We start from the raw sequence: 13,082 nt of genomic DNA, 5'->3' as shown, positions 1-13,082 counted from the left end.
CTGCCCGGGCGGGGGCGCCCGTGTGCGCCCGGGACCTCCCCACCCCTTGCCTGATGGGTCGTCAGGTACGAGCATGGGCCCTGCTCGATGAAGTGACGATCCGTCAGATACGGGCCGGGTGCCCGGGCTCAAGGGGGTTGCCGTGGTGGTCTACGGGATGCAGCTGCCGGTCCAGTCGCAGAGCGTGATCTACGCCGAGCCCTGGGAGGCGGGCGCCGGGCCCGCCGATCTCCTCGCCGTCGCCCGCGCCGCCGAGGAACACGGGTTCGACTACCTCGCGGGCTGCGAGCACGTCGCCATCCCGCGCCGGCTCGCCGAGGCCATGAGCACCGTCTGGTACGACCCCGTCGCCACGCTCTCCTTCCTCGCCGCCGCGACCGAGCGGGTCCGGCTGCTCTCGCACGTGGCCGTCGTCGCGCTGCGCCATCCGCTCGCCACCGCCAAGGCGTACGCGACGCTCGACCACCTCTCCGGCGGCCGCCTGGTGCTCGGGGTCGGCGCCGGACACGTCCAGGAGGAGTTCGAGGCGCTCGGCGTGGACTTCGCCCGCCGCGGCGCCGTACTCGACGAGACCATGGACGCCCTCCGGGCCGCGCTCGGGCCCGAGGAGTACCCGGAGCACCTGGGGGAGCGGTTCGCCTTCAAGGACCTCGGGCAGCTGCCCCGGCCCGCGCAGGAGCGCGTCCCGCTCTGGGTCGGCGGGTCGTCCCCGGCCGCCGTGCGCCGCGCCGCCCTCAAGGGCGACGGCTGGCTCCCGCAGGGCGACCCGCGCGAAAGGCTCGCCGAGCAGATCCGGAAGCTCCTGCGGCTCCGCGCCGAGGCCGGGATCGCGGAGCCGATCACCGTCGGCGCGATCGCCGAGCCGCTGTACGTCGGCACGCCCGGCTGGCCCGTCGGCCGCCGCACCCTGAGCGGCGCCCCGGAGGAGATCGCCGCCTCCCTGCGCGCGTACGGGGAGATGGGCGTGCACCAGATCCAGGTCCGGTTCCGGTCCCGGAGCCGTACCGAACTCATCGACCAGATGGCGGCCTTCGGCACGGAGGTCGCCCCTCATCTCTAGGGGTGTCGACATGGGCTCACTCGACGGGCGGGTCGTCCTCGTCACCGGCGCGGCGCGCGGGCAGGGGGAGCAGGAGGCCCGGCTGTTCGCCGCGGAGGGGGCCAGGGTCGTCCTCGCGGACGTGCTCGACGAGGCCGCCGCCGCGCTGGCCGAGGAGCTGGGGAAGGAGCGGGCGGTCGCCGTCCGCCTGGACGTGGCCAGGGAGGAGGACTGGGCCGCGGCCGTGGCCGTCGCCAAGGAGCGCTTCGGGAAGATCGACGGGCTCGTCAACAACGCCGGCATCCTCCGCTTCCGCGAGCTGCTCGCCACCCCGCTGGAGGAGTTCCAGGCGATCGTCTCCGTCAACCAGACGGGATGTTTCCTCGGCATCCGCGCCGTCGCCCCCGAGATCGCCGCGGCCGGCGGCGGGACGATCGTCAACACGGCCTCGTACACCGGTCTGACGGGGATGGCCGGGGTCGGGGCGTACGCGGCCTCCAAGCACGCCGTCCTCGGGCTGACCCGGGTGGCCGCACTCGAACTGGCCGGGAAGGGGATCCGGGTGAACGCGGTCTGCCCCGGCGCCATCGACACGCCCATGAGCAACCCGGAGGGTGTGGACCCGGCCGCCACCGCCGCGCTGTACCGCAGGCTCGTGCCGCTGGGGCGGATCGGGCGCCCGGACGAGGTGGCGGCCCTGGCGCTGTTCCTGACCGGGGACGACTCGGCGTACATCACGGGGCAGCCGTTCGTGATCGACGGCGGCTGGCTGGCCGGGCTCGGTCTTCTCTGACGACCCGTCAGGTATTGACGCCCGTGGCGCTCGGTGCGACAGTCGGGCACATCGCAGATCTGACGACTCGTCAGAAACTTACGAGGACGGTGAACCCCCTTGGAATTCGGGATCTTCGTACAGGGATACGTCGGCAAGCGCGCCGAGACCGATCCCGAAGCCGAGCACAAGGCCCTCATGGAGGAGACCGAGTACGTCATCCAGGCGGACAGGTCGGGCTTCAAGTACGCCTGGGCCTCGGAGCACCACTTCCTGGAGGAGTACTCGCACCTCTCCGCCAACGACGTCTACCTGGGCTACCTCGCCCACGCCACCGACCGGATCCACCTCGGCTCCGGCATCTTCAACCCCCTCGCCCCCGTCAACCACCCGGTCAAGGTCGCCGAGAAGGTCGCCATGCTCGACCACCTCTCCGGCGGACGCTTCGAGTTCGGCTCCGGCCGGGGCGCGGGCTCCCACGAGATCCTCGGGTTCATGCCGGGCATCACCGACATGAACCACACGAAGGAGCTGTGGGAGGAGACCATCGCCGAGTTCCCCAAGATGTGGCTCCAGGACGAGTACCCCGGCTTCCAGGGCAAGCACTGGTCGCTGCCGCCCCGCAAGGTCCTGCCGAAGCCGTACGGGAAGTCCCACCCCGCCATGTGGTACGCCGCCGGCTCCCCGCCCTCGTACGCCATGGCGGGCAGGAAGGGTCTCGGCGTCCTGGGCTTCAGCGTGCAGAAGGTCTCCGACATGGAGTGGGTCCTCGACTCCTACAAGACGGCCATCAAGGAGGCCAAGGCCGTCGGCGACTTCGTCAACGACAACGTCATGGTGACCTCGACCGCGATCTGCGCCGAGACGCACGACAAGGCGGTCGAGATCGCCGTCGGCGGCGGTCTGAACTACCTCCAGTCGCTGCTCTTCCGCTACCACGACACCTTCCCGCGGCCCGAGGGCATCCCCGAGTGGCCGGAGCTCCTCCCCGAGTACTCCGCCGAGATCATCGAACTCCTCATCCAGGAGGAGCTGATGATCTGCGGCGACCCCTCGGAGGTGCTGGCCCAGTGCAAGCGGTGGGAACAGGCTGGGGCGGACCAGCTCTCCTTCGGGCTGCCGATCGGGATCTCGTACGAGGACACGATGAACTCGATCAGGCTGATCGGCGAGCACGTGATCCCGAAGATCGACACGGACCCGGTCCACCGCACGACCCGCTTCCGTCAGTCCGCCGGCGCCTGAGGGCCCCGCGCCGGCGGGCGGTGCACGACGAGCGCGGGGTGGTGTCTTCCCGGACCGCCGCCCCGTACCGGCCCCGGCCGGAGGCCGTTCCGCGGCGGCCCCCGGTCCGGGGCACACCCGTGTCCGCGTCCAGAAAGGGACCGTCATGCTCGACCACCTGATCACGGGCGCCACCGTCGTGGACGGCACCGGCGCCCCCGCCCGCACCGCCGACGTCGGCATCCGAGACGGCCGGATCGCCGTCGTCGCCGAGCCCGGCACCGTCCGCGAGGAGGCCCGGACCACCGAGGACGCCACCGGCCTCGTCCTCACGCCCGGCTTCGTCGACCCGCACACCCACTACGACGCCCAGCTGTTCTGGGACCCCTACGCCACCCCCTCGATGAACCACGGCGTCACCACCGTCGCCGGCGGCAACTGCGGCTTCACCCTCGCCCCGCTCCACCCGGACCGGCCCGAGGACGCCGACTACACGCGCCGCATGATGTCCAAGGTCGAGGGGATGGCCCTCAAGGCCCTGGAGGAGGGCGTCGACTGGTCCTGGTCGTCGTTCGCCGAGTACCTCGACGCCCTCGACGGCCGGATCGCCGTCAACGCCGGCTTCATGGTCGGCCACTGCGCCCTGCGCCGGTACGTGATGGGCGCCGACGCCGTCGGCGGGCAGCCCACCCCCGAGCAGCTCGCCGACATGGTGGCCCTCCTCAAGGAGGCCATGGAGGCCGGCGCCTGGGGGCTCTCCACCACCCAGTCGGCCACCCACTCCGACGGCGACGGCGCCCCCGTCGCCTCCCGGCACGCCGGCCCCGAGGAGCTCATCGCGCTCTCCCGCGCCGTCGGCGAGCACGAGGGCACCCAGCTCGAAGCGATCCTGGCCGGCTGCCTCGACCAGTTCTCCGACGACGAGATCGAACTGTTCGTCGAGATGACCGCCGCCGCCGGACGCCCGCTCAACTGGAACGTCCTCACCATCGACGCCGCCGTCCCCGAACGGGTCCCGCGCCAGCTCACCGCCTCCGAGCGGGCCCGGAAGTCCGGCGGCCGGATCGTCGCCCTCACCATGCCGATCCTGACCCCGATGAACATGTCCCTCGGGACCTTCTGCGCCCTCAACCTCATCCCCGGCTGGGGCGAGATCCTCGGCCTTCCCGTTCCCGAGCGGATCGCGAAGCTCCGCGACCCGGACGTACGGGCCGGGATGCTGCGGCGCGCCGACTCCAAGGAGGCCGGGGTCTTCCGGCGTCTCGCCCACTTCGGGCGGTACGTCATCGGGGACACCTACAGCCCCGCGAACGAGGGCCTCACCGGCCGCGTCGTCGACGACATCGCGGCCGAGCGCGGCCAGGACGCCTTCGAGTGCCTCGTCGAGATCTGCGCCAACGACGGGCTGCGGACGGTCCTGTGGCCGATGCCCAGCGACAACGACCCGGCCTCCTGGGCGCTGCGCCGCGAGACCTGGGACCACGAGGACGTGCTGCTCGGCGGCTCGGACGCGGGCGCCCACCTGGACCGGATGTGCGGAGCGCCGTACACGACCCGGTTCCTCGGCGACTGCCTGCGCGGCCGGAGGCTGGTGCCGCTGGAGCGGGCCGTGCGGATGCTGACCGACGACCCGGCGCGGCTCTTCGGGCTCCGCGAGCGGGGCCGGATCGCCGAGGGCTTCCACGCCGACCTGGTCCTCTTCGACCCGGAGCGGATCGACGCCGGACCGGCGACCCTCGTGCACGACCTGCCGGGAGACAGCCCGCGGCTCGACTCGCGGGCCGTCGGGATCGTGTCGGTGCGGGTCAACGGGGTGGAGACGGTGCGGGACGACGAGGTGACCGGTGCGGTACCGGGAAAGGTGCTGCGCTCCGGCCGCGACACGAGGACGGTGGCGACCAGGTGAACCAGAGGCTCTTCATCGGCGGGGAGTGGGTCGAGCCGGACGGCGGGCACTACGAGGTGATCGACCCGGCCACCGAGGAGGTCGTCGGGCTCGCCCCGGAGGCCTCCCGGGCCCAGGTGCACGAGGCGGCCGCCGCGGCCCGCGAGGCCTTCGCCTCCTGGTCCCGGACGCGGCCGGAGGAGCGGGCGGCGATCCTCGACCGGGCCGCCGACCTGATGGCGAGGGACGCCGAGGCGAACACGCTCCTGGCCCGCGCGGAGACCGGCGCCACCACCGGCACCGCGCGCGGCATGCAGGTGGCCGTCGGCGCCGCCCGGTTCCGGCGGTACGCCCGCGGGGCGATGGAGCCGGTCGAGCAGGCGCTGCCCCCGCAGATCAACGAGGCCGGCCCGATGGGGAAGGCCGGGGTGTTCGGCGCGGTCGCGGTGCGCCGCCCGGTCGGCGTCGTCACCTGCATCACCTCGTACAACAACCCCTGGGCCAACCCGGCGGGCAAGGTCGCCCCCGCGCTCGCCATGGGCAACACGGTCCTGGTGAAGCCCGCCCCGCAGGATCCGCTCTCCGTGTACGCGATGACGCGGGCGCTGGAGGAGGCGGGCGTCCCGCCGGGCGTCGTCAACGTGGTCACGGGCTCCTCGGCGGAGGCCGGGCAGGCCGCCGTGGACTCCCCGGACGTCGACATGGTGTCGTTCACCGGTTCCACGGCGGTGGGGCAGGCGATCGGCGAGGTCTGCGGCCGCACCCTCAAGCGGCAGCTGATGGAGCTGGGCGGCAAGGGCGCCGCGCTCGTCCTCGACGACGCCGACCTCGACTCGGCGGTACTGGGCATCGGGACGACCTTCTCCTTCTACAGCGGGCAGATCTGCACGGCCCCGACCCGGGTGCTCGCCCAGCGCGGGATCTACGAGCGGCTGGTCGAGAAGCTCACCGGCTATCTGGCCCACATGACGGTGGGGGACCCGGCGGAGAGGGGCACGGTCGTCGGCCCGGTGATCTCGGCGGCCCACCGCGACCGGGTGGAGGCGTACGTGGAGCTCGGCCGGAAGGAGGGGGCGCGGGTCGTCGCGGGCGGCGAGCGGCCGGACCTCCCCAAGGGCTTCTACGTCGCCCCGACGCTGCTCGCCGACTGCACGAACGAGATGCGGGTGGTGCGGGAGGAGATCTTCGGGCCGGTCGTGGTGGTGGTCCCCTTCGACGACGAGGAGGAGGGGATCGCGCTCGCCAACGACAGCGACTACGGGCTCCTCGACTACGTGTGGTCGGGCGACGTGGCCCGCGCCTTCCGGATCGCGGCCCGGCTGCGGGCCGGCGGGGTGGGCGTGAACACGATCGGACGGAACATGGAGGCGCCGTTCGGCGGATTCAAGCGGAGCGGGGTCGGACGGGACGTGGGCTCGTACGCGCTGCACGCCTACAGCGAGCTGCAGGCGGTGGTGTGGCCGGGCTGACGGCGACCGCGAAAATTCCTCGGGAAAATTTCTAAACGGACATTTCGGACCGAGCTGCGGTTCCCGCATATCGGACACGGATCGACCGACCTACCAGTTGGTCGGTCCGTTCCGATGGTCGATCTTTCAATCATTGGCGTGCGCCCGCTTCGACCCGGACAATGCAAGGCGGCGATCGATCGAGTACACGGATTCAGATCCTCCGCATATGGAAACCGCAGCACTTAACGTCCTGTTCATGACTCAGCTGGATGCGCGGCCCCAGGCCGGAGACACGGTAAGGGGCGTCAACGCTCCGGGTGGCGGCGACGGCGCGGCCGATGCCAACGGCGTCCGTACCAAAGGGCTCGGCGGGAACTCCGTCGGCCTCCTCGGCAGCGCCGTCATCGGCATCTCGACCGTCGCCCCGGTCTACTGCCTGACCTCGACGCTGGGCTCCACCGCCGGCGAGGTCGGCCTGCAGATGCCCGCGATCTTCCTCGCCGGCTTCCTCCCGATGCTCCTCGTCGCCTTCGCGTACCGCGAGCTCAACCGGGTCATGCCCGACTGCGGCACCTCGTTCACCTGGACCGTGAAGGCCTTCGGGCCCAGGATCGGCTGGATGTGCGGCTGGGGCCTCGTCATCGCGACGATCATCGTCCTCTCCAACCTGGCGGGCGTCGCGACCTCCTACTTCTGGCTCCTCGCCGGTGAGATCAGCGGCAGCGAGTCCATCGCCGCCCTGGACGACAACAAGGCCGTCCACATCGTCACCTGCCTCGCCCTCATCGCCGCGGCCACCGCGATCAGCTACCGCGGCATGACCGCCACCAAGGGCGTCCAGTACACCCTCGTCGGCCTCCAGCTCGTCGTGCTCGCCGTCTTCGTGGGCATGGCCCTGACGAAGGCCGGCTCCTTCGAGACCTCGGTCGACTTCTCCTGGTCCTGGATGAACCCCTTCGCGGTCCAGTCCTTCGCGGCCTTCACCGCCGGCCTCTCGCTCTCGATCTTCATGTACTGGGGCTGGGACGCCTGCATGGCGACCAACGAGGAGACCACCGGCAGCGCCAAGACCCCCGGCCGCGCCGCGCTCATCGCGATGGTCGTCCTGGTCGGCTCCTACCTGGCCACCGGCATCGCCGCCCAGATGGTCGTCGGCTCCGGCGAGAAGGGCCTCGGCCTCGCCAACCCGGAGACCTCCGACAACGTCTTCGCCGCCCTCGCCGGCCCGGTCATGGGCCCCACGCTCGGCGTGCTGCTCTTCGTCGCGGTCCTCGCCTCGGCCGCCGCCAGCCTCCAGACGACCTTCATCCCGGTCGCCCGCACGGTGCTCGCCATGGCCACCTACGAGGCCCTGCCCAAGTCCTTCACCAAGGTCCACCCGATCTTCAAGACCCCCGGCAAGGCCACGATCGTCGCCGGAGTCGCCACCGGCGCCTTCTACACCGTGATGACCCTGCTCAGCGAGAACGTCCTGGTCGACACCATCTACGCGCTCGGCCTGATGATCTGCTTCTACTACGCGCTGACGGCCTTCGCCTGCGTCTGGTACTTCCGCGGCGAGCTCTTCCGCTCCGGCCGGGACTTCGCCTACAAGGGCCTGATGCCGCTCCTCGGCGGGCTCATGCTCACCGCCGTCTTCGGCAAGACCCTCTACGACATGTGGGACCCGGCCTACGGCTCCGGCTCCGCGGTCTTCGGCGTCGGCTCGGTCTTCGTGATCGGCGTCGGCCTGCTGCTCATCGGCGTGGTGATCATGCTGGTCATGCAGCGCCGCAGCCCCGCCTTCTTCCGGGGCGAGGTCCTGACGAAGGAGACCCCGTCGCTGGTCGTCGCCGACTGAGCGTCGTAGGCACCTGAGTCGCAGAGACACGAAGGCGGCGGGCCCGTGGGGGGTCCCGCCGCCTTCGTCCGCGTACGGCTCAGTGGTGTCCGGGCAGCAGGCGCTCCACCGCCGCGTTCGCCGGCGGCAGGTCGGGCGTACCGGCCGGCTTGGCCTTCGGGGTCAGGACGCCGCTGAGCGGCACCACCGACGGCAGACTCGCGTCGGCGGCGGCGGTCCCGGCGGCGGCGAGGCCGCCGGACGCGGCGAAACAGGTCAGGGCGACTGCGGTGAGCATCTTCTTCATGCCCGCACCAACGCGGACGACGGCGATCCGGTTACGAGCCCGCCGCCGCACCGGCCGCACCCGGCCATGCCCCCGACGCCTCGGATGCTCACGACCCGACCCGGGGCACCGCACCCGCCGCGACCGGTCCCCGGCGCCGTCCGCCCCCCCCCGCGTCACGCCTCCGCGATGAGCGCGGTCGCGACCGTGCGGAAGCCGAGCCCCCCGTAGAGCCTCGCCACGTCCCCGTCCGACGCCGACAGGAACACCAGGTCCACGCCCCGGGACCGGGCGTCGGCCACCAGGGCCGCCGTCACCGCGAGCCCGAGGCCCCGGCGCCGGGCCGCCGGGACGGTGCCGACGCCGACGACCTCGGAGACGCCCCCGACCGGCTGGTGCTGCCCGGCCGAGAGCGCGGCGCCGGTGTCGTCCAGCGCCGCCGAAAGATGCGTCAGACCCGCCGTGATCCGGTCCGCGACCTGGCCCACCACCTCCGGCCCCGGCTCGGCTCCGAACGCCGCGTACGGCGCGGCGACCGCGCTCGCCAGGAACGGATCGCGCGCGCCGACCATCCGCACGGTGACGTCCTCGGGCCCGGCCACCGGCAGGGCCTCGCCCTCCAGGACCATCAGCGGATGCTCGTGCACGGCGAGCCCGCTCGCCTCCACGGCCGCCCGCAGCCCCGGCGTCGTCTCCGCCACCCACTCGAACGCCTCGGGCGCCCCCAGCTCCCGCTGCCGCGCCCGCACCCGGTCCACGTCGGCGACGGTCACCTCCCCCTCGTACCCGAGGGAGGGCCGCGCGTAGTACGGCCAGCCGGGCCCCTCCCGCACGAACAGGGTCAGCGGCCCGAACTCCTCGGCGCGGGCGGCGGAACGGGGAACGGCGTCGTAATACGTCTCGATTCGCTTCAGCACGGCCACACGCTAGGCCCCGCCGCCCGACCCCGCCCGGGTATTTCCGCCCGCCCGCGCGCACCCGGCGCGTGCCCGCGCCCGTTCGGCCGACGCGGCACACGGGTGCGTCGTACCCCTCGGAAATCCACGCCGTACGCCCTACCGTGCCGCTATGCGGATCTCGACCACGATCTTCCTGACCGACGAGACCATCAGCCCCGTGCGGCTCGCGCGCGAACTCGAACAGCGCGGGTTCGGCGGGCTCTACCTCCCCGAGCACACCCACATCCCCGTGGCCCGGGACACCGACTACCCGGCGGGCGGTGAACTGCCCCGCGAGTACGGCCGCACCCTCGATCCGCTCGTGGCCCTCGGCCAGGCCGCGGCGGTCACCGAGCGCCTGGCGCTCGGCACCGGCATCACGCTGATCACCGAGCACGACCCGATCGCCCTCGCGAAGCAGATCGCGACCCTCGACCACCTCTCCGGGGGCCGCTTCACCCTCGGTCTCGGCTTCGGCTGGAACAAGGAGGAGGCCGCCGACCACGGCGTCGAGTGGTCGACCCGCCGGGAGCTCGGCCGCGACCGCCTCGACCTGATGCGCGCCCTCTGGGCACCGGAACCGACCGCGTACGAGGGCGCGTTCGGCCACTCCGTCCGCCCCTCGGAGGCCTGGCCGAAGCCCGCGGGCGGCGCGCCCCGCATCCTGCTGGGCGGTGCGGCGGGCCCGAGGACCTTCGCGCAGATCGCCGCGCAGACGGACGGCTGGATGCCGATCGGCGGCCGCGGCCTGACCGAGGCGCTGCCGGTCCTCAGGGAGGCGTGGGAGGAGGCGGGCCGCGACCCCAAGGCCCTGGAGGTCGTCCCGTACGCGGTCCTCCCGACCAGGGGCAAGCTCGACCACTACGCGGAGCTGGGCTGCCAGGAGGTCGTCCTCCAGCTCCCGCCCGAGGGCGAGGCGGAGGTCCTGCGCGTCCTGGACGCCTACGCCGAGTACCTCTGAGCGCCGGCCGGTGGGCGGGGCGGAGGCGGGGAGACGGACGGACGGCCGGGTGGCCGGATCCGCCGCTTCCTGCGGGGACCCGAAGCCTGCTCCCGGCACCCGCTCGTATGCTCGGTCCATGACGGATGACCAGGAAGCCCGCCCCTCCGCGAACGCGATGCGCCGTGCTCTGAAGCGGGCGCGGGACGGGGTCGCCCTCGATGTCGGCGAGGCGGCCGTGCTGTTGCGGGCGCGGGGCGGGGATCTGGCGGACCTGGTGGCCTCGGCGGGGCGGGTCCGCGACGCGGGCCTGGAGGCCGCGGGGCGGCCGGGGGTCATCACGTACTCGAAGAGCGTGTTCATACCGCTGACCCGGTTGTGCCGGGACAAGTGCCACTACTGCACGTTCGTGACCGTCCCCGGCAAGCTGCGCAGGGACGGGCACGGGATGTTCATGTCCCCCGACGAGGTCCTGGAGATCGCCCGCCGGGGTGCGGAACTGGGCTGCAAGGAAGCCCTGATCACGCTGGGCGACAAGCCGGAGGACCGGTGGCCCGAGGCCCGCGAGTGGCTCGACGCGCACGGCTACGACGACACCCTCGCCTACGTCCGGGCCATGGCCATCCGCATCCTGGAGGAGACCGGACTCCTGCCCCACCTGAATCCCGGTGTGCTGTCCTGGACCGACTTCCAGCGCCTCAAGCCGGTGGCGCCGTCGATGGGGATGATGCTGGAGACGACCGCGACCCGCCTGTGGTCCGAGCCCGGCGGGCCGCACTACGGCTCGCCGGACAAGGAGCCCGCGGTGCGGCTGCGGGTCCTGGAGGACGCCGGCCGCTCCTCCGTCCCCTTCACCTCCGGCCTCCTCCTCGGCATCGGCGAGACGCTGGAGGAGCGGGCCGAGTCGCTGTTCGCGCTGCGGCGGGTGGCGCGGGCGTACCACTCGGTGCAGGAGCTGATCATCCAGAACTTCCGCGCCAAGCCGGACACGGCGATGCGCGGGATGCCGGACGCCGAGCTGGACGACCTGGTCGCGACCGTCGCCGTCGCCCGGCACATCATGGGGCCCTCGGCCTGCCTCCAGGCACCGCCGAACCTCGTCGACTCCGCGTACGAGCGGCTGATCGCCGCCGGCATCGACGACTGGGGCGGTGTCTCGCCGCTCACCATCGACCACGTCAACCCCGAGCGGCCCTGGCCCCGCATCGAGGAGCTGGCCGCCCGGTCCGCCGCGGCCGGTTTCGAGCTGCGCGAACGGCTCTGCGTCTACCCGGAGTTCGTCACCCGCGGCGAGCCGTGGCTGGACCCCCGGCTGCTGCCGCACGTGCGGGCCCTGGCCGACCCGGAGACCGGCCTCGCGAACCCGGACGCGCCGGTGCGGGGTCTGCCGTGGCAGGAGCCGGACGAGGCGTTCACCGCCGCCGGCCGCACCGATCTGCACCGCACGATCGACACCACCGGCCGCACCCACGACCGCCGCGAGGACTTCGACGAGGTCTACGGCGACTGGGACGCCCTGCGCGAGGCCGCCGCCCCCGGCATGGTCCCCGAGCGCGTCGACGCCGACGTCCGTGAGGCCCTCGCCGTCGCCGCCGACGACCCGACCAGGCTCAGCGACGCGCAGGCGCTCGCCCTGCTGCACGCCGACGGGCCCGCGCTCGACGCGCTGACCCGGATCGCCGACGACGTCCGCAGGTCCACCGTCGGCGACGAGGTGACCTACATCGTCACCCGGAACATCAACTTCACCAACGTCTGCTACACCGGCTGCCGCTTCTGCGCCTTCGCCCAGCGCCGCACCGACGCCGACGCCTACACGCTCTCCCTCGACCAGGTCGCCGACCGCGCCGCCCAGGCCTGGGACGTCGGCGCCGTCGAGGTCTGCATGCAGGGCGGGATCCACCCCGACCTGCCCGGCACCGCCTACTTCGACATCGCCCGCGCGGTGAAGGAGCGCGTCCCCGGCATGCACGTCCACGCCTTCTCCCCGATGGAGGTCGTCAACGGCGCCACCCGCACCGGCCTGTCCATCCGGGAGTGGCTCACCGCCGCCAAGGAGGCCGGACTCGACTCGATCCCCGGCACCGCCGCCGAGATCCTCGACGACGAGGTCCGCTGGGTCCTCACCAAGGGCAAGCTGCCCACCGCCACCTGGATCGAGGTCGTCACCACCGCCCACGAGCTGGGCATCCGCTCCTCCTCGACGATGATGTACGGGCACGTCGACCAGCCCCGGCACTGGCTGGGCCACTTCCGCACCCTCTCCCGCATCCAGCAGGAGACGGGCGGCTTCACCGAGTTCGTGACGCTGCCCTTCATCCACACGAACGCGCCGGTCTACCTCGCCGGCATCGCCCGCCCGGGCCCGACCGCCCGCGACAACCGCGCGGTCATCGCGATGGCCCGCCTCCTCCTCCACCCGCACATCCCCAACATCCAGACCAGCTGGGTGAAGCTCGGCACCGAGGGCGCCGCCGAGATGCTCCGCTCGGGCGCCAACGACCTCGGCGGGACCCTGATGGAGGAGACGATCTCCCGCATGGCCGGGTCGAGTTACGGCTCCTACCGCTCGATCCAGGACCTCGAGGCCATCGCCGAGGCGGCGGGCCGCCCGGCGAAGCCCCGGACGACCCTCTACGGCGACGTGCCCGAGGAGCGGCAGCGCACGGCGAGGGCCTCGGACGGACACCTCCCGGAACTGCTGCCGGTCCTTCCGCGGGAGTAGCGG

10 protein-coding genes are annotated in these 13,082 nt (G+C 72.6%); 8 read left to right on the top strand and 2 right to left on the bottom strand.

The features are described 5' to 3' along the window. The first annotated feature begins 142 nt into the window (after nucleotides 1–142). From ACF09E_RS33665 to ACF09E_RS33640, 6 genes are all read left to right on the top strand, one after another. The gene (locus tag ACF09E_RS33665; protein ID WP_361854157.1) at nucleotides 143–1,060 is read left to right on the top strand and encodes an LLM class F420-dependent oxidoreductase; all 918 of its coding nucleotides are present in this window, start codon (nucleotides 143–145) and stop codon (nucleotides 1,058–1,060) included. Nucleotides 1,061–1,070: 10 nt separating this feature from the next. After that, on the top strand, nucleotides 1,071–1,832 hold the full coding sequence (locus tag ACF09E_RS33660) for an SDR family NAD(P)-dependent oxidoreductase (RefSeq protein WP_392209821.1): 762 nt from the start codon (nucleotides 1,071–1,073) through the stop codon (nucleotides 1,830–1,832). Between the two features lie 99 nt (nucleotides 1,833–1,931). Next, nucleotides 1,932–3,056, top strand: coding sequence for an LLM class flavin-dependent oxidoreductase (locus tag ACF09E_RS33655; protein ID WP_392209819.1), 1,125 nt, complete (start codon nucleotides 1,932–1,934; stop codon nucleotides 3,054–3,056). Nucleotides 3,057–3,201: 145 nt separating this feature from the next. Further along, nucleotides 3,202–4,941, top strand: coding sequence for an amidohydrolase family protein (locus ACF09E_RS33650; RefSeq protein WP_392209818.1), 1,740 nt, complete (start codon nucleotides 3,202–3,204; stop codon nucleotides 4,939–4,941). Beyond that, nucleotides 4,938–6,389, top strand: a complete 1,452-nt coding sequence (locus ACF09E_RS33645; protein WP_392209816.1) for an aldehyde dehydrogenase family protein — start codon at nucleotides 4,938–4,940, stop codon at nucleotides 6,387–6,389. Before ACF09E_RS33650 ends, ACF09E_RS33645 begins: the two co-directional genes overlap by 4 nt. A 238-nt stretch (nucleotides 6,390–6,627) precedes the next feature. Next, nucleotides 6,628–8,211 (top strand): APC family permease, encoded by a 1,584-nt coding sequence (locus ACF09E_RS33640; RefSeq protein ID WP_392209814.1) that lies wholly within the window; start codon nucleotides 6,628–6,630, stop codon nucleotides 8,209–8,211. Between the two features lie 79 nt (nucleotides 8,212–8,290). On the opposite strand, the gene ACF09E_RS33635 is transcribed toward ACF09E_RS33640, so the two are convergent. After that, nucleotides 8,291–8,497 carry a hypothetical protein gene (locus ACF09E_RS33635; protein WP_389039236.1) on the bottom strand — a complete coding sequence of 69 codons (207 nt, stop codon included), beginning with the start codon at nucleotides 8,495–8,497 and terminating at the stop codon, nucleotides 8,291–8,293. A gap of 155 nt (nucleotides 8,498–8,652) precedes the next feature. Beyond that, nucleotides 8,653–9,393 carry a GNAT family N-acetyltransferase gene (locus tag ACF09E_RS33630; RefSeq protein WP_392209812.1) on the bottom strand — a complete coding sequence of 247 codons (741 nt, stop codon included), beginning with the start codon at nucleotides 9,391–9,393 and terminating at the stop codon, nucleotides 8,653–8,655. A 151-nt stretch (nucleotides 9,394–9,544) separates the two neighbouring features. Between ACF09E_RS33630 and ACF09E_RS33625 the strand changes: the two genes are divergently transcribed. Further along, nucleotides 9,545–10,375 carry an LLM class F420-dependent oxidoreductase gene (locus ACF09E_RS33625; RefSeq protein WP_392209810.1) on the top strand — a complete coding sequence of 277 codons (831 nt, stop codon included), beginning with the start codon at nucleotides 9,545–9,547 and terminating at the stop codon, nucleotides 10,373–10,375. 118 nt (nucleotides 10,376–10,493) lie between these two features. Continuing rightward, nucleotides 10,494–13,079, top strand: a complete 2,586-nt coding sequence (locus ACF09E_RS33620) for a bifunctional FO biosynthesis protein CofGH (RefSeq protein WP_392209808.1) — start codon at nucleotides 10,494–10,496, stop codon at nucleotides 13,077–13,079. Nucleotides 13,080–13,082 lie beyond the last annotated feature (3 nt).

This window comes from Streptomyces sp. NPDC014891, assembly GCF_043081085.1.
Taxonomy (GTDB): domain Bacteria; phylum Actinomycetota; class Actinomycetes; order Streptomycetales; family Streptomycetaceae; genus Streptomyces.
The sequence above is the reverse complement of the archived record's forward strand: the minus strand, read 5'-3'. Positions and strand labels throughout refer to the sequence as shown.